The following is an 18526-nucleotide window of genomic DNA, read 5'->3' as shown; positions in this document are numbered from 1 at the left end:
CAGCAGCGCCCACAACAAAAAACGCGGCAACAGGTCACCCTGTTGCCGCGTTCGGAGAGAGGCTGTTGCGGGTTAGAACGTGACGCTGATACCGGCCACCGGGCCCTTGAATTCCTGCTTCAGGCCGATGGTACCGTCGCTGCCCTTCTTGTCGGCATCGAGCTTGAACCAGTCGTAGCCGGCGAAGAGGCCGAAGTTCTGGGTGAGGCGGTAATCAACGATGGCATTGGCGCGGCTCAGGTCGCCCTTGTAGTCGTCGAAGTTGCCCCAGTCGGTGTTCAGGTACTGGCCCTGGAAAGTGATCATCCACTTCTCCGACGGGGTGAAGCTCAGGCGCGCGCCAACCACCGGTGCCACGCCGTCGGTCTTCTCATCCAGGAAGCGGCCCTGGTACAGATCGCCCACGTCGGCGTAGGCCTTGGTGCTGACCTTGGCGTATTCGGCACCGATCTGCAGGCCCAGGTCGAACTTGTCGGTGTCCACGACCGAGTAGTCGTACACCAGGCTTGCCACCTGATACTTCAGCTCGCCCTTGATGAAGCTGCCGGCCGGCACGTTGACGCCGCCGAAGCTGACGCCGTCATCGAGGGTCTCGCGGCGATCCTTGTCGTACTTGAAGTAGTTGAACAGCAGGCGCTGGCGGTTGCTGATGCGGAACATGCCGTCCACGCGCGGCTCCCACTCCTTGCCGCCAAGCTTGAAGTCCTCGTCGAAGCCCACGTCCTGGCCGGCCACCGTGGTGTTGCCGCGGAGGGTGTTGTCCGAATCGATGTTCATCGCGCCCAGGCGCAGCGCGAAGCGGTCATCGCCCTCGGCGGCACTGGCGGTTTCGGCGTGGGTGATCGCAGCCACGGCCAGCGGCAGGGCGAGGAGGGAAAGCATCAGGCGCATCGGTGTGTGTCCTTGCAGTGATTCATTGATGTGGAATCACTCTGCCCAGCCGCGCGTCCACCATTCGTGAACGTATGGTGGACGCTGTGTGTACCGTTCATGCGGGCGCGATGACCGCCGGTCTGGCGCAGTGGCCGATACCGCTGTCCTGTGGCGTTCAAGCGGCGGGCAGGACAGGGACAGCGCGCTGCCATAAAAAAGGGTGACCCCGAGAGGGCTTCGGGGTCACCCGGTGGTGGCCTGCTCGCGGGACGCCGACGAGGATTCAGGAGCAGGCTGATCGATCAGACCGGCCGCTGCGACCAAAGTTCAATATGCTGCATTGCGTCATCGCCAGCCCCTGTCCCGACACGATTGGACCGTTGGTGGAACAGGCGTTGGCCGGGGTCCAACGGGCTGCTCACATCCGGGATGAACAGGGACCGGTTGTCTCTCAAATTGTCCCATTGCTATAATTTGGCGGCTCGACGAGGCGTTTGCTTGCGACCTCGGCCTTTCCTACTCACAACCATGCAGGACATTCACGTGCTGAACTCCGTTGACGCGGGTCGGCGACTGATGCTGCGCGCAGCGGTTTACCCGCTCGCTGCAGTGGCTGTCCTGGCTCTGGCCCTGCTGCTGTGGGGTGGCCCGAAGGCAGCCCTGGGGGCGCTGCTCTCCGGCGTGGCGGTCTCGGCCGCCGGTTGGGTGGCTGCACGGATGGCGCTGGGCGGTGGCGTGCAGGCGGCAGGTTCGGCGATGACCCGCCTGATTCTGGCGGTAGTGGCAAAGTGGGTGCTCGTATTCGGCGTCCTGATGGTGGGGTTCCTGGTCTTCAAGCTGCCTGCATTGGCGCTGCTGGCCGGTATCGCCGTCGGGTTGATGTTCCAGGTCCTGGCTCTGGCCAGGCGCTGATCCAATTTATTTAACTCAAGGTTCCGGACACATGGCAGGCGAGGCGCTAACTCCCACCTCCTACATCCAACATCACCTGCAGAATCTTGTGGTGATGCGTGACAGCCCGTGGGCGCTGCATCTGGATACTCTCGCCACATCGGTGCTGATGGGCCTGGTCATGGTGTTCGGCTTCTGGCTGGCCACCCGCAAGGCGACTGCCGGCGTTCCGGGCAAGTGGCAGGCGTTCGTCGAGATCTGCCTGGAGTTCGTTGACCGCCAGGCCAAGGACACCTACCACGGCACCAGCAAGCTGGTGACCCCGATCGCGATCACGATCTTCTTCTGGATCCTCCTGATGAACCTCATCAAGATGATCCCGGCCGATTTCATCGGTTTCCCGATGAACGCCTTCACCCAGTGGGTGGCAGGTCTGATGGGCGCCGCCCATCCGCACGACTACGCCTTCTGGAAGCCGGTCCCGACCGCCGACGTCAATGCCACCCTGGGCATGTCGATCAGCGTGTTCTTCCTGATGCTGTTCTTCGGCCTGCGTTCCAAGGGCCTGGGTGGCTTCACCAAGGAATTCCTGACCGCGCCGTTCGGCAAGTGGATGCTGCCGTTCAACCTGATCCTCAACATCGTCGAATGGCTGAGCAAGCCGATTTCGCTGGCGATGCGACTGTTCGGCAACATGTTCGGCGGCGAGATCGTCTTCCTGCTGATCTGGGTGCTGGGCGGTGCCGGTATCGCCGGTGCCATCGCAGGCGGTGCATTCGGCCTGGGCTGGATGCTGTTCCACCTGCTGGTGATTCCGCTGCAGGCGTTCATCTTCATGATGTTGTCCATCGTGTACCTGAGCCTGTCGGAAGACGCTCACTGAGTTCCGCTTCACCCTTCATCCGTTTGTTTCTAAACCCTTAGCTATTCAAAGTTCCAGGAGAAAACCATGTACTTCGCCGTCCTGACCAACCTCGCCCAAGTCCAGAGCTCCACCGTCCTCGCCGTCGGCATCATGATCGGCCTGGCCGCGCTGGGTGCCGGTCTCGGTCTGGCCATCATGGCCGGTAAGTTCCTGGAATCGGCTGCCCGTCAGCCGGAACTGATTCCGGTTCTGCAGGTCCGCATGTTCATCACCGCCGGCCTGATCGACGCCGCGTTCATCATCTCGGTCGCCGTCGGCCTGCTGCTGGCCTTCGCCAACCCGATGATCGGCGAGTTCGTTGCACGCCTGCCGCAGGTTGCTGGTTAATCCAGCAACAGCGAAACGATCAGGCGCCTTGTGCGCCTGATCGCGGATGAAGGATCGGATGCGCCGCCAAGGCGGCCCATCCACCCCGTCACCCCCGATTGAGCGAACCCCATGGATATCGGTTTTACCCTCGTTGCCCAGGGACTGGCGTTTGCCGGTCTGATCTGGATCATCGCGACCAAGATCTGGCCGCCGCTGATGAACGCCATCGAAGAGCGTCAGCAGAAGATCGCTGAAGGCCTCGCCGCTGCCGACCGCAGCCAGAAAGATCTGGCCCAGGCGCAGGAAAAGGTCAACGATGCCCTGAAGGATGCGCGCACCAAGGCCAACGAGATCATCGATCAGGCCCATGCCCGCGCCAACCAGATCGTTGATGCTGCCAAGAACGAAGCCATCGTCGAAGCCAACCGCCAGAAAGATCTGGCCCACGCCGAGATCGAAGCTGCCGCCAACCGTGCCCGTGAAGATCTGCGCAAGCAGGTGTCCGCGCTGGCCGTGAGCGGTGCCGAAAAGCTGCTCAAGCGCGAAATCGACGCCAACGCCCACAAGGCGCTGCTCGACGAGCTGGCATCGGAGATCTGATCGATGAGCCAGGCCCTCACGCTTGCACGCCCGTATGCCCGCGCCGCGTTCGCGACCGCGCGCGACGAAGGCACGTTCGCGCCGTGGTCGGACGCGCTTGCGTTCTCCGCCCACGTAGCTGCCGACCCGCGCGTGGCGGCCCTGCTGTCGAACCCGGAACTGGAGCGCGACGATGCCGTCGCGTTGCTGGCACCGGAATCGGCCGGCGAGACCTTCGGTCGCTTCCTGGCCATCCTGGCCGAGGCGCATCGCCTGCCGCTGCTGCCGGAAATCGCCGGCATGTACGACCAGCTGCGCGCCGAAGCGGAACACGTGGTCAAGGCCACGGTGACGTCCGCCACTGAACTGTCCGCATCGGAACTGGACGCCATCAAGGCCGCGCTGCGCAAGCGCTTCGGCCGCGAAGTGGAGGTGTCGACCGCGGTCGATGCGTCGCTGATCGGTGGTGCCGTGATCGATGCCGGCGACGTGGTGATCGATGGCTCGCTCAAGGGCAAGCTGTCGCGCCTGCAGACCGCGCTCGCTAACTGAATTCATTTAACGTCCGGCGTGATCGCCGGCACTAGGACTTGACGATGGCAACCACGCTCAACCCCTCCGAAATCAGCGAACTGATCAAGAACCGCATCGAGAAGGTCAAGCTGGCCGCGGAATCGCGCAACGAAGGCACCGTGACCAGCGTGTCCGACGGCATCGTGCGCATCTTCGGTCTGGCCGACGTGATGCAGGGCGAAATGATCGAACTGCCGAACAACACCTTCGCCCTGGCCCTGAACCTGGAGCGCGACTCGGTCGGCGCCGTGGTCCTGGGTGGGTACGAGCACCTGCGCGAAGGCGATGTCGCCAAGACCACCGGCCGCATCCTGGAAGTGCCGGTCGGTCCGGAAATGCTGGGTCGCGTGGTGAACGCGCTCGGTGAGCCGATCGACGGCAAGGGTCCGATCGCCGCGCAGGCCACCGCCCCGGTGGAACGCGTTGCCCCGGGCGTGATCTGGCGCAAGTCGGTCGACCAGCCGGTGCAGACCGGTTACAAGTCGGTCGACTCGATGATCCCGATCGGCCGCGGCCAGCGCGAGCTGGTCATCGGTGACCGCCAGACCGGCAAGACCGCCCTGGCCATCGATGCGGTGATCAACCAGAAGGACACCGGCATCAAGTGCGTGTACGTCGCGATCGGCCAGAAGGCCTCGACCGTGGCCAACATCGTGCGCAAGCTGGAAGAGAACGGCGCCCTGGCCCACACCGTGGTCGTGGCCGCCACTGCGTCCGAATCGGCCGCCATGCAGTACATCAGCGCCTACTCGGGCTGCACCATGGGTGAGTACTTCATGGACCGCGGCGAAGACGCGCTGATCGTGTACGACGATCTGTCCAAGCAGGCCGTGGCCTACCGCCAGATCTCGCTGCTGCTGAAGCGCCCGCCGGGCCGTGAAGCCTACCCGGGTGACGTGTTCTACCTGCACTCCCGCCTGCTCGAGCGCGCAGCCCGCGTGTCCGAAGAGTATGTGGAGAAGTTCACCAACGGCGCCGTCAAGGGCAAGACCGGCTCGCTGACCGCGCTGCCGATCATCGAAACCCAGGCCGGCGACGTCTCGGCGTTCGTGCCGACCAACGTGATCTCGATCACCGACGGCCAGATCTTCCTGGAAACCGACCTGTTCAACTCGGGCATCCGCCCGGCCGTGAACGCCGGTATCTCGGTGTCGCGCGTTGGTGGTGCGGCCCAGACCAAGATCATCAAGAAGCTGTCCGGCGGCATCCGTATCTCGCTGGCCCAGTACCGTGAGCTGGCGGCCTTCGCGCAGTTCGCCTCGGACCTGGACGAAGCCACCCGCAAGCAGCTGGAGCGCGGTCAGCGCGTCACCGAGCTGATGAAGCAGAAGCAGTACGCCCCGATGTCGATCGCCAACCAGGCGCTGTCGATCTACGCCGTCAACGAGGGTTACCTCGACGACGTGCCGGTCAACAAGCTGCTGGCCTTCGAAGAAGGCCTGCACGCGCACTTCGCCAACACCCAGGGCGAACTGATCGGCAAGGTCAACGCCACCGGCGGTTGGGACAACGACATCGAAGCTGCCTTCAAGAAGGGCATCGCCGAGTTCAAGACCACCGGCAGCTGGTAAGACGAACGTGCGGCGGGGCTCAGCCCCGCCTCACCGTTGAATGCAGCGGGGCAGAGCCCCGCTCTACGGGAATCAAAGATGGCAAGCGGACGCGAAATCAAAACCAAGATCAAGAGCGTGCAGAACACCCGCAAGGTGACGCGCGCGCTCGAAATGGTCTCGGCTTCCAAAATCCGCAAGGCGCAGGAGCGGATGAAGACGTCGCGTCCGTATGCGCAGGCGATGAAGCAGGTGATCGGCCACCTGGCGCAGGCCAGCACCGACTACCAGCATCCGTTCCTGGTCCAGCGCGATGAAGTGAAGCGCGTGGGCTACATCGTGGTCTCTTCCGACCGCGGCCTGGCCGGCGGCCTGAACAACAACCTGTTCCGCAAGATGCTCGGCGAAGTGCGCGAGTGGCAGGACAAGGGCGCCGAGATCGACGTGGTGACCATCGGCCAGAAGGCCTCCACCTTCTTCCGCCGGGTCAAGGTCAACATGGTCGGTACCGTCACCCACATGGGCGACGTGCCGCACCTGGAACAGCTGATCGGCGTGATCAAGGTGATGCTCGATGCATTCACCGAGGGCAAGGTCGACCGCGTCTACCTGGTCTACAACCGCTTCATCAACACGATGACCCAGAAGGCCAGCTTCGACCAGCTGCTGCCGTTGCCGGCCGCTGAGAAGCAGGTTGCGCACCACGACTGGGACTACCTGTACGAACCCGACGCCGCGACCGTGCTCGAGCACGTGATGACGCGTTACGTCGAATCGCTGGTGTACCAGGCTGTACTGGAAAACGTGGCCTCCGAGCATGCGGCACGCATGGTCGCGATGAAGTCGGCCAGCGACAACGCGAACAAGCTGATCGGAACCCTGCAGCTCGTCTACAACAAGGCGCGCCAGGCAGCGATCACCCAGGAAATTTCGGAAATCGTCGGCGGCGCGGCAGCAGTCTGACGCGCGCAGTCAAAGCATTTAATTTAGAGGATGCAGCAATGAGTCAGGGCAAGATCGTTCAGATCATCGGCGCCGTCGTCGACGTGGAATTCCCCCGCGAGTCGGTGCCGAAGGTGTACCACGCGCTGAAGGTGGACAACACCGAAATCACGCTGGAAGTGCAGCAGCAGCTGGGTGACGGCGTGGTCCGCTGCATCGCGCTGGGCTCCACCGACGGCCTGAAGCGCAACCTGGTTGCCACCAACACCGAACGCGCCATCTCGGTGCCGGTCGGTGCAGGCACCCTGGGCCGCATCATGGACGTGCTGGGCCGTCCGATCGACGAAGCCGGCCCGGTGGCCGCCAGCGACAGCTGGGAAATCCACCGCGAAGCCCCGTCGTACGAAGACCAGTCCCCGGCCACCGAGCTGCTGGAAACCGGCATCAAGGTCATCGACCTGATGTGCCCGTTCGCCAAGGGCGGCAAGGTCGGCCTGTTCGGCGGCGCCGGCGTCGGCAAGACCGTCAACATGATGGAACTGATCAACAACATCGCCAAGGCGCACAGCGGTCTGTCCGTGTTCGCCGGCGTGGGTGAGCGTACCCGTGAGGGCAACGACTTCTACCACGAGATGAAGGACTCCAACGTCCTGGACAAGGTCGCGATGGTGTACGGCCAGATGAACGAGCCGCCGGGCAACCGCCTGCGCGTCGCGCTGACCGGCCTGACGATGGCCGAGTACTTCCGCGACGAGAAGGACGAAAACGGCAAGGGCAAGGACGTGCTGCTGTTCGTCGACAACATCTACCGCTACACCCTGGCCGGTACCGAAGTGTCGGCACTGCTGGGTCGTATGCCGTCGGCCGTGGGCTACCAGCCGACCCTGGCCGAGGAAATGGGCGTCCTGCAGGAGCGCATCACCTCGACCAAGAACGGTTCGATCACCTCGATCCAGGCCGTGTACGTGCCCGCGGATGACTTGACCGACCCGTCGCCGGCGACCACCTTCGCCCACCTGGACTCGACCGTGACCCTGTCGCGTTCGATCGCCTCGCTGGGTATCTACCCGGCCGTCGATCCGCTGGACTCCACCAGCCGCCAGATGGACCCGCTGGTCATCGGCCACGAGCACTACGACACCGCCCAGCGCGTCCAGCAGACCCTGCAGAAGTACAAGGAACTGAAGGACATCATCGCCATCCTGGGCATGGACGAACTGTCCGAAGAAGACAAGCAGGCCGTGTCGCGCGCCCGCAAGATCGAGCGCTTCTTCAGCCAGCCGTTCCACGTGGCCGAAGTGTTCACCGGTTCGCCGGGCAAGTACGTGTCGCTGAAGGACACCATCCGTGGCTTCAAGGCCATCGTCGATGGCGAATACGACCACCTGCCGGAACAGGCGTTCTACATGGTCGGCAGCATCGAAGAAGCGGTCGAGAAGGCCAAGAAGATGGCCGAGAAGGCCTGATGCGGCAGGGACGGGCATGGCCCGTCCCGACCGTGACACGGGGTGGGCGAAGGCCCACCGCTGCGGAAAACCTGCGGTGGGTTCAACCCGCCCCCTAGCGAAGAGAGTTTCATGAGCACCATCCGTTGCGACATCGTCAGCGCCGAGCAGGAAATCTTCCGTGGCGAGGCTACCCTGGTCGTGGCCACCGGTGAGCTGGGCGAACTGGGCATCGCGCCCAAGCACGCCCCGCTGATCACGCGCCTGAAGCCGGGCAAGGTGGTGGTGACCACGCCGAGCGGCGAGCAGCTGGATTTCGCCATTTCCGGCGGCATCCTTGAAGTGCAGCCGCAGGTGGTGACCGTGCTTGCCGACACCGCGATCCGCGCCCAGGACATCGACGAAGCCTCGGTCCGCAAGGCCAAGGAAGAAGCCGAGCGCATCCTGGCCAACCGTGGCGAAGCGATGGAAGTGGCCGAAGCCCAGCAGCGTCTGGCTGAAGTCACCGCCCAGCTGCAGGCCCTCGAACGCCTGCGCAAGAATCTGAAGCACTAAGCGGTAGGGCGCGACGGCGCCCGCTGCGAAGGGAGAACGCCGGCTTGCCGGCGTTTTTTTTTGTCAGCGGTAGACCACGTGCCGCAGCAGAACGAACGACAGCGTGGCCAACGCGGCCTCGACCACCGGTTTGGCCAGCCATGCATTGCGCAGGCCAAGGTGGGTGGCCACCAGGGCGACCAGTACCGTACTGATGGCCGTCAGCAGCAGCCAGACCGCCAGGAAGCGCGCGAAGCGGCGCCACCCCAGGCGCTGCCGCCCCTGCTCGGCAAACGTATAGCGGCCATTGAGCCAGAAGCCGAGCAGCATCCCGCCGACGCGGCCGATCAGGTTGCCCGGCACCGTGGGCACGCCGAGCGCGGTGCCGGCCACGAACAGCGCCCAGTCCAGCGCCAGCTGGAGCAGGCCGATGGCGAGATAGCTGCTGCCCTGGCGGATCAGGCTCACGGAGTGTTTCGCGCGGAAGGAGTCCACATGTTAACGAGCGTGGCACTAGAATTCCCTTCCACGATTCCCTGGAACGCGATCGACCATGACCCAGCCCCTGCACGTGATCATCCTGGCCGCCGGTGCCGGCAAGCGCATGAAGTCGGCACTGCCCAAAGTGCTGCAGCCGATTGCCGGGCGGCCGATGCTCGCCCACGTGATCGACGCGGCGCGCGACCTGCAGCCGGCCGCCATCCATGTGGTGTACGGGCATGGCGGCGAAGCCGTGCAGCAGGCGTTCGCCGACCAGCCTGATCTGCACTGGGCAGCGCAGTCGCAACAGCTGGGCACCGGTCATGCGGTGCTGCAGGCGATGCCCGAGGTGCCCGACGCGGCCACCGTGCTGGTGCTGTACGGCGATGTGCCGCTGATCCGCGCCGAGACGCTGCGCCACCTGCTGTCCCAGCCCGGGCGGCTGGCGGTGCTGGTGGCCGAGATGGCCAATCCCACCGGCTACGGTCGCATCGTGCGCAATGCCGAAGGCAAGGTGGCCGCCATCGTTGAACAGAAGGACGCCAACGACGAGCAGCGCGCCATCCGCACGATCAACACCGGCATCATCACGGCCGAGTCCACCGCGCTGCGTCGCTGGCTGTCCCAGCTCTCCAACGCCAACGCGCAGGGCGAGTACTACCTGACCGACGTGTTCGCTGCCGCGGCCGGCGACTACACCCCGGCGGAGATGGCGTTCGTGCACGACGCGCAGGAAGCCGAAGGCGCCAACGACCCGTGGCAGCTGTCCCAGCTGGAACGTGCGTGGCAGCTGCGCGCGGTGCGTGCGCTGTGCGCCCAGGGCGCGCGCGTGCTCGACCCGGCGCGCCTGGACATCCGCGGCACGGTGCGCGTGGGCAGCGACGTGCAGATCGACGTCAACGTGATCCTGGAGGGTGAGGTCGAGCTGGGCGACGGCGTCAGCATCGGCGCGTTCACCCGGCTCAAGGACGTGCGGCTCGCCGCCGGTACCGTGGTCAAGCCGCATTGCGACCTCGACGGGGTGGTCAGCGAGGGCGCGGCCGACATCGGCCCGTTCGCGCGCCTGCGTCCCGGCACGGTGCTTGCCGAAGGTTCGCACGTGGGCAACTTCGTGGAGACCAAGAAAGTGGTGCTGGGCGCGGGCAGCAAGGCCAACCACCTGACCTATCTTGGCGATGCGGTGATCGGCAGCAAGGTCAACATCGGCGCCGGCACCATCACCTGCAACTACGACGGCGTGAACAAGTCGCAGACCACCATCGGCGACCACGCCTTCATCGGCTCCAACAGCTCGCTGGTGGCACCGGTGGAGATCGGGCAGGGCGCGACCATCGCGGCGGGCTCGGTGATCACCCGCCATGCGCCGGAGGGCAAGCTGACGGTGGCACGTGCGCGCCAGGAAACCATTGATGGCTGGAAGCGGCCGGTGAAGCGGTAAGGCGTGACGACCAGCGGTCGTCACCCACCATTGCCGTGACGACCAGCGGTCGTCACCCACCATTGGCGTGACGACCAACGGTCGTCACCTACCCGTTACATGGGCAGGAAGATCGCCACGCACAGACCGCCTTCGCGGCGGTTCTGCAGCGAGATGCGGCCACCGTGCGCCTCGACGATCTCGCGGGTCAGCGCCAGGCCCAGGCCGGTGCCGTTGCGCTTGGTCGAGTAGAACGGCATCAGCGCGTTCTGCAGCACCGCCTCGTTCATGCCCTTGCCACGGTCCAGCACCTCCAGCCGCAACCACTGCGGCAGGCGGGTCAGCCGCAGCTCGACATCGTCGTTGGGCGGTTCGGCTTCGCCGCAGGCTTCGTGCGCGTTCTTGAGCAGGTTGAGCAGTGCCTGCCCGAACTGGGCGATGTCCACCCGGCTGTGCAGGTCATCGCCGATGGCCTCCATGCGGAACGGGATCTGGTGCTGCAGGCTGGTCAGGAACTGCAGCCACTGCACGTTCTGCAGCTGCGGCTGCGGCAGCTTGGCGAAGCGCGCGTAGCCCCGGATGAAACCCTCCAGGTGGCGGGCGCGGTCTTCGATGGTGGCGAACACTTCCTCCAGCCGCTCGGTCTTGCCACGCCGGACCAGTTCGCCGCCGGAATGCGCCAGCGAGGCGATCGGTGCCAGCGAGTTGTTGAGCTCGTGGCTGATCACCCGGATCACCTTCTTCCAGGTCTGCACTTCCTGGCGGCGCAGCTCGGCAGTGAGCAGGCGGATCAGCAGCAGGTCGTGCGGGCGACCGTTGAGATGGAAGTTGCGGCGCGACAGGTGATAGACCTGCTCGTCGTCCTCGTCACCGTCTTCCTCGTGCACCGCGAACAGGCTGTCGCCGCCGCGCTGGATGGCATCGCGCAGCTCCAGCGGCATGGTCTCCAGCACGTCCTGCATGCGCTGGCCTTCCAGTTTCCAGCCGTGGTGCAGCAGCTTGCGCGCGGCCAAATTGGAGAACACCACCCGCTGCACACCGTCGCCGCCATTGGCCAGCAGCAGCATCGACACCGGGGTGTTCTGCACCATCGTGTCCAGCAGCAGTTCGCGCTGGACCAGGCCCTGGCGCTGCTCACGCAGCACGTCGCCCAGTTCGCGGTGCGCCTGCACCAGGTCGCCGAGCTCGTCGTTGGACGGCCAGTAGATGCCGAAGTTGTATTCGCCGTCGCGGTAGCTGCTGGTGGTGCCCGACAGGGCGCGCAGCAATGAGCGGATCGGCGCGGTCGCACGGCGCAGGCTCCACCACATCAGCGACAACAGCACCACGACCGAGATCGCAGTCACCGCCCAGCCGTGATCCAGCCAGAATGCCAGGTACCACGGGAAGGCGGCAGCCAGTGCAAGCACCGGCAGCAGGCGCAGGAACAGCCGGAAGGTGAAGGAACGCCGCTTCATTCGCGCGGGATGCCGTAGCGGTCCATGCGCCGGTACAGCGCCTGGCGGCTGAGGCCGAGTTCGGCGGCGGTCTGGGCGATGATGCCGTGGTTGTGGGCCAGGGCCGTTTCGATCCGGCTGCGATCCGGATCCACCGTCGGGCTCGCGGCGCGTGGCGCTGGGGCACGCGGCAGATTGAGATCGCCGGCCTCGATGCGTGGGCCCATCGCCAGCAGGTCGGCGCGTTGCAGCACGTTGCGCAGCTCACGCACATTGCCCGGCCAGCCGTGGCGCTGCAGTGCGGTGGCCGCGGCCGTGGACAGCGGCTTGCCACTGTCCAGAAAACGTTCGGCCAGCGGCAGGATGTCGCCGGGCCGCTCGGCCAACGGCGGCAGCGCCAGCTCGACGGTATTGAGGCGGTAGTACAGATCCTCGCGGAAGTGACCGTCGCGGATCATGGCCGGCAGGTCGGCGTTGGTGGCGCTGATCACACGCACCTTGACCTGGCGTTCGCGGTTGGAGCCCAGGCGTTCGAAGCGCCCGGTTTCGAGCACGCGCAGCAGTTTCATCTGGCCGCCCAGCGACAGGTTGCCGATCTCGTCCAGGAACAGGGTGCCGCCGTCGGCGGCCTCGAACTTGCCTTCGCGTGCCTTGTTGGCACCGGTGTAGGCACCCGCTTCGGCACCGAACAGTTCGGCCTCGATCAGCTCGGACGGAATCGCGCCGCAGTTCAGCGCGACGAACGGGCCCTTGGCGACCAGCGAATTGGCCTGGATGATCTCGGCGATCTTCTCCTTGCCGGCACCGTTGGGGCCGGTGATCAGCACCGGCAGCGCCGAGCGTGCGACCTGGCACGCCAGGTTCACCACGCGCTCGCTGGCCGGGTCGGCAACCACCGCACCGCGCAGGTCGTAGCGCGACTCCAGCGCCGAGCGGTCGCGCTGTTCGCGCTCGCGCCGGCGGTCCAGTTCGCGCCGGGTTTCGGACAGCTCCAGCAGGTTGTTGACCGTGATCAGCAGCTTGCGGTCGTCCCACGGCTTGGCCAGGTAGTCGGCGGCACCGGCCTTGACCAGATCCACCGCGCTGCTCAGGTGGGTCCAGGCGGTCAGCAGGATCACCGGCAGATCGGGGTGGCGGGCGCGGATCTGCTCGAACAGCGCTTCGCCCTCCTCACCGGACGTGGTGTCCTCGGTGAAGTTCATGTCCTGGATCACCAGGTCCACCGGCTGCTGTTCCAGCAGGGCCAAGCCGGCCTCGGGCGACAGCGCATGCAGCGCGTCGATGTCGTGCAGGGAGAACAGCACTTCCAGCGCGGTGCCGACGCTGGCGTTGTCGTCAATGATCAGAATCGAAGGCATGCGTCATCGAGGGCCGGTAAGTGGCATCAAGAGTACCGGAGCGCCGGGCCAACGGGCAGATGGCCCGGCGCAGGCAGCCTCAGCCGCGCGGGCTGGGCGCTGCCGGCGGCGCCGGCGGGGCCGGTGGTGCCGGCGGGTTGGCAGGCACCACGTTGCGCCACGCCGCGGTGTTGACCTCCACGGTGGCCTCGCTGCCCCGGCGCAGCACCGTCACCGGCAACCGGGTGCGGCTGCTGCGGGCCAGCACATCGGTCACATCGTTGATCCCGCGGACCGGCCTGCCGTCGACACGCAGGATCCGGTCGCCGCTGCGGACGCCGAAATAGCTGTCCGGTTCGGTGGTGGTGACGCGCACGATGCCGTTGCTGGCATCCACCACCAGATGGTGGTCGGTATCGCGCCATTCCAGGCGCGCGGTATCGGTCTGGCGGGCGGCCAGCGCGGGGGCGCTGGCCAGCAGAAGGGTCAACAGCAGGGTCGCGATTCTGGTCTGGCGCATCTCAGGCACTCCGGGTGGCAACGGCAGGGGGGACGGCGGCGGCGCGGCGCGCCGGGCCGAAGACGGCGATCTGGCCGAGCAGCCACAGCAGCACCGCACCGATCGGCAGGTAGCTGATCGGCATGCGCGGCAGCTCGTAGTTGTTCATCAGGTACAGGTTGATCGTGTAGGCCATCAACATGCCCAGCACGATGCCGACCGTGGCCAGCAGGAAGTTCTCGGTCTGGAAGTAGCGCAGGATCTGGCTGCGGGTCGCCCCCAGCGCACGACGGATGCCGATCTGCTTGGTCCGCTGCTGAACCCAGAAGCTGGCGAGCCCGACGATGCCCAGGGCAGTCACCACCAGCAGCGCCACGCATACCGTGATCAGCAGGCCGACCATCGCGCGGTCGTTGGCGAAGTACTTCTGGCGCTGTTCCTCATAGCTGTACTTGCCACGGATCAGGCGGCTCGAATCCACCTTCTCCAATGCGGCGACGGACGCCTTGATCACCTCGTCCCGGCGCGCCGGATCGGTCACCCGGACCAGGTAGAAGCCTTCCTCATAGGTGGTGCGCAGCGGCAGCACGATCGAGTACTGCATGTCCCCGTCGCGCGAGGTGGGACGGGCCAGCACCTTGACGATGCCGACGATGCGAAGGGGCATCGAGCCGCTGTAGACCGTCTTGCCCAGCGCGTCGCCGCCGGGGAACATCTTGTCGGCGATCGCCTTGGTCACCACGACGGCCGAGCCGGTCTTCTCGGTCGTCTCATCGGCCATTGCCTCTTCCGCATCGCGGTACTCGTCGCTCTGGAAATCGCGGCCGGCAACCAGCTCCACGCCCAGCGTGTCCAGCGCGCCTTCGCGGGCGAAGTACTGCGAGGTGCTCAGCGTCGGGCGCTCCTGATTGGGCACCAGCCCGAGGCTGGTGTTCCAGGAGCTGTTGCGGAACGGAATCTGGTTCAGGGTGGTGGCGCTCTTGACCCCGGGAACGACACGCAGGGCGGCGAGGTCCTCACGGGTGCGCGCGGCGGCATTGACCTGGGGGCCGATGCCACCCAGGCGGATTTCGACCAGTTCGTTCTCGGCGATGCCGCTGGGTTGGTTGATCTTCTCGATGCGCTGGCCGATCAGGAACAATGCGTTGCAGACGATCGCGCAGGTCAGGGCGATCTCCAGCACGATCAGTGCCGCGGCGGTCTTGTGCCGGCGCAGGGTGGAGAGGATGGGACGGATATCCATGATGTGCTCCGGATCCTTACTGCGATTTGAGTTGGATGGCGGGCGTGACCTGCATGGCGCGCAGCGCCGGCAGGAACCCGGCGAGCAGGCTGGCGACCAGGGTCAACGCGAAGGTCAGCAGCAGCATCTGCCCATCCAGTGTGGCCAACTTGGCGTAGTCCACCGGCTGCTGCCGCACGGCATACAACCCCAGTGCCGCCAGCCCCAGACCGAGCACGCCGCCGGCCAGGCCGACCGTGCCGGCCTCGACCAGCGACTGCAGGAAGATCTGGCCACGGCTGGCACCCAGCGCGCGACGCACCCCGATCTCGCCGCTGCGGCGCAGGAACTTGGCCAGCAGCAGGCCAACGGTGTTGATCAGGCAGACCAGCAGGAAGCCCATCGCCAGCCACAGCTGCAGGCGAACGTCGCCAGGCACCACCTGCTTGTAGTCCAGCCACTCCATGACATTGCGCAGGCGCACATTGTTCGGGCGCTCGAAGCGGCCGGCGGCGCGCTGCTGGTCGGAATAGTTCTCCAGGTACCGGCGGTACTCCGCCGCCTGGCCGGGGTTTTCCAGTTCCACCCAGTACTGGATCCAGGTGCAGCTGGCGTTGGGGCCGGTCGGATCGGTTTCGCTGCGGCGACCGAAGCAGTCGATGCTGCCACTGCGGTCGAACTTCAGCTCGATGGCGGTGGAGAACGGCAGGAAGATGTCCTCGCTGTCACCGTAGCGGCCCGTGTTCAGGTCGTAGAAGTGCGGGTTGGGATGCCACTCATCGAGCACGCCGACCACGGTCATGGTGTTGCCGTTGATGCGCAGCGACTTGCCGACACTGTTGGCGCCATCGAACAGCTTCTGGTTGAGCGTGCGCGAGATCACTGCGACGCGGCCGTGACCGTCGTCTTCGGCGCTCTTCCAGCCCTGTCCGTACTGGAACGGCGTATCGAACATGGGGAAGAAGTCTGCCGAGGTGTAACGCGAATCGGTGACGAACGGGCGCAGCGTGCTGTTGTCCGGCTCGATGGTGACGCCACCGCCGGTCATCATCGCCTGGTGCTTGGCGTGCTTGTCACGCAGCAGCCGCTCGGCATCGAAACGGGTCAACTGGTCGGAGGGCTCTTCGCCAGGCTGGTAGCCGAGCAGCGACTGCGGGTCCAGCTGGACGTTGAAGAGGCGGTCGCTCTTCTGCGGGATCGGGTCGCCGGACAGCACATGGAACACGGTCAGCGTGGTCATCGAGGCGCCGATGCCCAGCGCGATGGCGAGCACCATCAGCGCGGTCAGCACCTTGTTGCGCCGGAAGCTGCGCAGGGCGAGTCGGAAATAGTAGGCGAGCATGACGGGCCTCAGTCGTTGGCGATGGCGGCGGCAACAGCGGGGCGCGGCGTGGCCAGCACCGGATCGCGCAGCAGGTCGGTGACCTGGCCGTCCACGATGTGCACGTTGCGCTTGGCGCGTGCGGCCAGTTCCGGATCGTGGGTCACCATCACGATGGTGGTGCCATTGGCATTGATTTCCTCCAGCAGCTCCATCACGCCGCGTGCCATCTGGCTGTCCAGGTTGCCGGTCGGTTCGTCGGCCAGCAGCAGGCGCGGACTGCCTGCCAATGCGCGCGCGATGGCCGCGCGCTGCTGCTGCCCGCCGGACAGTTCGGCCGGGTAATGCTTCATACGCGACCCCAGCCCCACCTGTGACAGGGCGTGCTCGATGCGCTGCCTGCGCTCGGCCGCCGGCATGCCGCGATAGCGCAGCGGCACGTCCACGTTGTCGAACAGGTTGAGGTCGGAGATCAGGTTGAAGCCCTGGAAGATGAAGCCGATCTTCTGGTTGCGCAGGCGGCTGCGCGCATCGTCGCCGAGCTTGCTGACGTCCTGGCCATCAAGCAGGTAGGTGCCGCTGGTGAACGTCTCCAGCAGGCCGGCGATGTTGAGGAAGGTGGTCTTGCCCGACCCGGACGGACCGGTGACGGCGACGAACTCGCCTTCGCGGACATGCAGGTCCAGCGACCGCAGGGCATGGGTTTCCACCTGTTCGGTGCGGAACACTTTGGCGACCGAGCGCATCTCGAGCATGACTGTTTTCCTTTGCGGTTCGTTGAGGGTGGCGTGTGTTGGGGGAATCAGTTGATGGAGACCTGCTCGGCATCGCCGAACAGATCGCTGCCGGACACCACGACGCGATCGCCGGGTTGCAGGCCAGAGAGGACTTCCACTTCGCCCAGGCTGCTCACACCGAGCTTGACCGGGCGACGGACGGCGGTGCTGCCATCCATGACGTAGGCGTTGCCGTTGCCCTGTTCGACGAACGGGCCACGTTCAACCTTCACGACATTGCGGCGGGTATCGAGCATCACCCGCGCCTGCATCCGCTGGCTCTGGCGCAGGCCCTGCGGCTGCTTGTCGGAGAAACGGATGCGGGCGTTGACTTCGCCGGCCACCACCTCCGGCGACACCGCGCTGATCTCGCCCGGGAACGGCTGGCCGTTGCCGCTGGTCAGCTGGGCAGGGATGCCGATCGCCAGGTCGCGGGCGAAGCTTTCCGGCACCTTGATCTCGATCTCGAAGCGCGACAGATCGACCACGCCCAGGATCGGCGCGTTGGCAATCACGTTGGTGTGCTGCGTGGCCTGGACCTGGCCCACCTGGCCATCGAACGGGGCGCGCAGGGTCAGGGCATCGACCTGGCGCTGCACTTCAGCCACCACCGCCTTCTGGCGTTCGGCCAGCAGGTGCTTGTTGCGGGCGTCGAGGTCGGCGCCCTGGCTCTGCAGACGCGCATCGGTCTGCGCGTTGGCAAGCTGGATGTCGGCCTTCTTCAGGGTGTCGTTGGCCTTGGCCAGGTCGATCTGCGGCACCGCACCGCCATCGAAGCCGCGCTGGTAGCGCTGCAGGTCGCGGTCGGCGGCCTGGCGCTCGATGCTGGCCTGGTCGGTTTCCTTGCGGGACTTGGCGCGGGCCAGGGTGGCATCGAGGGTGGCGCGGCTGGCTTCGGCTTCCAGGCCGGCCAGGGTGGCCTGCTCCTGGGCCAGTTTGCTGCGCAGTTCCGGGCTGTCGATCACCGCCAGTTCCTGGCCCTTCTTGACCACGTCGCCGGCGACCACCTTCAGATCCACCGTGCCGGCCGAGATCGCGTAAAGCACCGGGCTGTTGGCGGCGATCACGCGGCCGTCGGCGGCGATGTCACGGACCAGATCGCCGCGCTTGACCTCGGCGATGCGCACCCGCGCGCTGTCGAAGGAGCGGCTGGCGCCCAGCCAGGCCCGGGCGGCAAAGCCGATGGCCAGCAGCACCACCAGTGCGGCCAGGCCGGGCCACAGCCAGCGCTTCCAGGGCGCAGGGGTGCCGGCAGCGGAGAGAGTCTGGTCCTGGGCGGAAGTGTCGCGGATCATCGGGCTCGTTCGCGGTTGGGTTGCCCAAGAGAAAGCAGACTCCGTGCCAACTTTTTACCCATGAAAAACAATGACTTGAAATCTGCTCCCGACTGTCCGCCTGTCCGCGGACAGCGGCGCGG

19 protein-coding genes are annotated in these 18526 nt (G+C 65.8%); 10 read left to right on the top strand and 9 right to left on the bottom strand.

What is annotated here, in order from left to right:
- Window positions 1–72 precede the first annotated feature (72 nt).
- On the bottom strand, window positions 73–882 hold the full coding sequence (locus ACLB90_RS06975) for a hypothetical protein (RefSeq protein ID WP_411852714.1): 810 nt from the start codon (window positions 880–882) through the stop codon (window positions 73–75).
- A 534-nt stretch (window positions 883–1416) separates the two neighbouring features.
- Between ACLB90_RS06975 and ACLB90_RS06970 the strand changes: the two genes are divergently transcribed.
- The 9 genes from ACLB90_RS06970 to ACLB90_RS06930 all read left to right on the top strand — a co-directional run bounded on the left by ACLB90_RS06970 (window position 1417) and on the right by ACLB90_RS06930 (window position 8642).
- Window positions 1417–1785 carry a hypothetical protein gene (locus ACLB90_RS06970; RefSeq protein ID WP_172407534.1) on the top strand — a complete coding sequence of 123 codons (369 nt, stop codon included), beginning with the start codon at window positions 1417–1419 and terminating at the stop codon, window positions 1783–1785.
- Window positions 1786–1816: 31 nt separating this feature from the next.
- Window positions 1817–2647 (top strand): F0F1 ATP synthase subunit A, encoded by an 831-nt coding sequence (gene atpB / locus ACLB90_RS06965; protein WP_411852238.1) that lies wholly within the window; start codon window positions 1817–1819, stop codon window positions 2645–2647.
- 66 nt (window positions 2648–2713) lie between these two features.
- Entirely contained in the window at window positions 2714–3016 is a 303-nt protein-coding gene (gene atpE, locus ACLB90_RS06960; RefSeq protein ID WP_017354883.1) for a F0F1 ATP synthase subunit C, read from the top strand.
- 111 nt (window positions 3017–3127) lie between these two features.
- Entirely contained in the window at window positions 3128–3598 is a 471-nt protein-coding gene (locus tag ACLB90_RS06955) for a F0F1 ATP synthase subunit B (protein ID WP_019183632.1), read from the top strand.
- A 3-nt stretch (window positions 3599–3601) separates the two neighbouring features.
- The gene (locus ACLB90_RS06950; RefSeq protein WP_017354881.1) at window positions 3602–4129 is read left to right on the top strand and encodes a F0F1 ATP synthase subunit delta; all 528 of its coding nucleotides are present in this window, start codon (window positions 3602–3604) and stop codon (window positions 4127–4129) included.
- A gap of 44 nt (window positions 4130–4173) precedes the next feature.
- Window positions 4174–5721 carry a F0F1 ATP synthase subunit alpha gene (gene atpA / locus ACLB90_RS06945; protein WP_411852237.1) on the top strand — a complete coding sequence of 516 codons (1548 nt, stop codon included), beginning with the start codon at window positions 4174–4176 and terminating at the stop codon, window positions 5719–5721.
- A gap of 78 nt (window positions 5722–5799) precedes the next feature.
- Window positions 5800–6663 carry a F0F1 ATP synthase subunit gamma gene (gene atpG, locus ACLB90_RS06940; protein ID WP_411852236.1) on the top strand — a complete coding sequence of 288 codons (864 nt, stop codon included), beginning with the start codon at window positions 5800–5802 and terminating at the stop codon, window positions 6661–6663.
- Between the two features lie 38 nt (window positions 6664–6701).
- Window positions 6702–8108, top strand: coding sequence for a F0F1 ATP synthase subunit beta (gene atpD, locus ACLB90_RS06935; RefSeq protein WP_017354878.1), 1407 nt, complete (start codon window positions 6702–6704; stop codon window positions 8106–8108).
- A gap of 111 nt (window positions 8109–8219) precedes the next feature.
- A complete protein-coding gene (locus tag ACLB90_RS06930; protein ID WP_017354877.1) occupies window positions 8220–8642 on the top strand; it encodes a F0F1 ATP synthase subunit epsilon in 423 nt (140 codons plus the stop codon).
- A 63-nt stretch (window positions 8643–8705) separates the two neighbouring features.
- Here ACLB90_RS06930 and ACLB90_RS06925 read toward each other — a convergent pair whose 3' ends face one another.
- The gene (locus ACLB90_RS06925) at window positions 8706–9089 is read right to left on the bottom strand and encodes a GtrA family protein (protein ID WP_411852235.1); all 384 of its coding nucleotides are present in this window, start codon (window positions 9087–9089) and stop codon (window positions 8706–8708) included.
- Window positions 9090–9174: 85 nt separating this feature from the next.
- Between ACLB90_RS06925 and glmU the strand changes: the two genes are divergently transcribed.
- Window positions 9175–10539, top strand: a complete 1365-nt coding sequence (gene glmU, locus ACLB90_RS06920) for a bifunctional UDP-N-acetylglucosamine diphosphorylase/glucosamine-1-phosphate N-acetyltransferase GlmU (protein WP_411852234.1) — start codon at window positions 9175–9177, stop codon at window positions 10537–10539.
- 95 nt (window positions 10540–10634) lie between these two features.
- Here the strand turns inward: glmU and ACLB90_RS06915 are convergent, their stop codons facing one another.
- The 7 genes from ACLB90_RS06915 to ACLB90_RS06885 all read right to left on the bottom strand — a co-directional run bounded on the left by ACLB90_RS06915 (window position 10635) and on the right by ACLB90_RS06885 (window position 18404).
- Window positions 10635–11975 (bottom strand): sensor histidine kinase, encoded by a 1341-nt coding sequence (locus ACLB90_RS06915; protein WP_411852233.1) that lies wholly within the window; start codon window positions 11973–11975, stop codon window positions 10635–10637.
- Complete coding sequence (locus tag ACLB90_RS06910) at window positions 11972–13312, bottom strand: sigma-54-dependent transcriptional regulator (protein ID WP_411852232.1); 1341 nt, start codon at window positions 13310–13312, stop codon at window positions 11972–11974. The genes ACLB90_RS06915 and ACLB90_RS06910 overlap by 4 nt, the downstream gene beginning before the upstream one ends.
- A 79-nt stretch (window positions 13313–13391) precedes the next feature.
- Complete coding sequence (locus ACLB90_RS06905; protein WP_411852231.1) at window positions 13392–13811, bottom strand: PDZ domain-containing protein; 420 nt, start codon at window positions 13809–13811, stop codon at window positions 13392–13394.
- A 1-nt stretch (window position 13812) separates the two neighbouring features.
- The gene (locus ACLB90_RS06900; RefSeq protein WP_411852230.1) at window positions 13813–15033 is read right to left on the bottom strand and encodes an ABC transporter permease; all 1221 of its coding nucleotides are present in this window, start codon (window positions 15031–15033) and stop codon (window positions 13813–13815) included.
- Window positions 15034–15049: 16 nt separating this feature from the next.
- Window positions 15050–16354, bottom strand: coding sequence for an ABC transporter permease (locus ACLB90_RS06895; protein WP_411852229.1), 1305 nt, complete (start codon window positions 16352–16354; stop codon window positions 15050–15052).
- 8 nt (window positions 16355–16362) lie between these two features.
- On the bottom strand, window positions 16363–17088 hold the full coding sequence (locus tag ACLB90_RS06890; RefSeq protein ID WP_411852228.1) for an ABC transporter ATP-binding protein: 726 nt from the start codon (window positions 17086–17088) through the stop codon (window positions 16363–16365).
- A 47-nt stretch (window positions 17089–17135) separates the two neighbouring features.
- On the bottom strand, window positions 17136–18404 hold the full coding sequence (locus tag ACLB90_RS06885) for an efflux RND transporter periplasmic adaptor subunit (protein ID WP_411852227.1): 1269 nt from the start codon (window positions 18402–18404) through the stop codon (window positions 17136–17138).
- Window positions 18405–18526 lie beyond the last annotated feature (122 nt).

It is taken from the genome of Stenotrophomonas sp. LGBM10, from assembly GCF_046736075.1.
GTDB lineage: Bacteria > Pseudomonadota > Gammaproteobacteria > Xanthomonadales > Xanthomonadaceae > Stenotrophomonas.
Note: the sequence above shows the minus strand (reverse complement) of the source record. Positions and strands in the feature narration are given on the sequence as shown.

Coding starts and splice junctions, on each gene's coding strand:
- ACLB90_RS06975 (WP_411852714.1), bottom strand. CDS start 882: ATGCTTTCCCTCCTCGCCCTGCCGCTGGCCGTGGCTGCGATCACCCAC.
- atpB (WP_411852238.1), top strand. CDS start 1,817: ATGGCAGGCGAGGCGCTAACTCCCACCTCCTACATCCAACATCACCTG.
- atpE (WP_017354883.1), top strand. CDS start 2,714: ATGTACTTCGCCGTCCTGACCAACCTCGCCCAAGTCCAGAGCTCCACC.
- ACLB90_RS06955 (WP_019183632.1), top strand. CDS start 3,128: ATGGATATCGGTTTTACCCTCGTTGCCCAGGGACTGGCGTTTGCCGGT.
- ACLB90_RS06950 (WP_017354881.1), top strand. CDS start 3,602: ATGAGCCAGGCCCTCACGCTTGCACGCCCGTATGCCCGCGCCGCGTTC.
- atpA (WP_411852237.1), top strand. CDS start 4,174: ATGGCAACCACGCTCAACCCCTCCGAAATCAGCGAACTGATCAAGAAC.
- atpG (WP_411852236.1), top strand. CDS start 5,800: ATGGCAAGCGGACGCGAAATCAAAACCAAGATCAAGAGCGTGCAGAAC.
- atpD (WP_017354878.1), top strand. CDS start 6,702: ATGAGTCAGGGCAAGATCGTTCAGATCATCGGCGCCGTCGTCGACGTG.
- ACLB90_RS06930 (WP_017354877.1), top strand. CDS start 8,220: ATGAGCACCATCCGTTGCGACATCGTCAGCGCCGAGCAGGAAATCTTC.
- glmU (WP_411852234.1), top strand. CDS start 9,175: ATGACCCAGCCCCTGCACGTGATCATCCTGGCCGCCGGTGCCGGCAAG.
- ACLB90_RS06915 (WP_411852233.1), bottom strand. CDS start 11,975: ATGAAGCGGCGTTCCTTCACCTTCCGGCTGTTCCTGCGCCTGCTGCCG.
- ACLB90_RS06910 (WP_411852232.1), bottom strand. CDS start 13,312: ATGCCTTCGATTCTGATCATTGACGACAACGCCAGCGTCGGCACCGCG.
- ACLB90_RS06905 (WP_411852231.1), bottom strand. CDS start 13,811: ATGCGCCAGACCAGAATCGCGACCCTGCTGTTGACCCTTCTGCTGGCC.
- ACLB90_RS06900 (WP_411852230.1), bottom strand. CDS start 15,033: ATGGATATCCGTCCCATCCTCTCCACCCTGCGCCGGCACAAGACCGCC.
- ACLB90_RS06895 (WP_411852229.1), bottom strand. CDS start 16,354: ATGCTCGCCTACTATTTCCGACTCGCCCTGCGCAGCTTCCGGCGCAAC.
- ACLB90_RS06890 (WP_411852228.1), bottom strand. CDS start 17,088: ATGCTCGAGATGCGCTCGGTCGCCAAAGTGTTCCGCACCGAACAGGTG.
- ACLB90_RS06885 (WP_411852227.1), bottom strand. CDS start 18,404: ATGATCCGCGACACTTCCGCCCAGGACCAGACTCTCTCCGCTGCCGGC.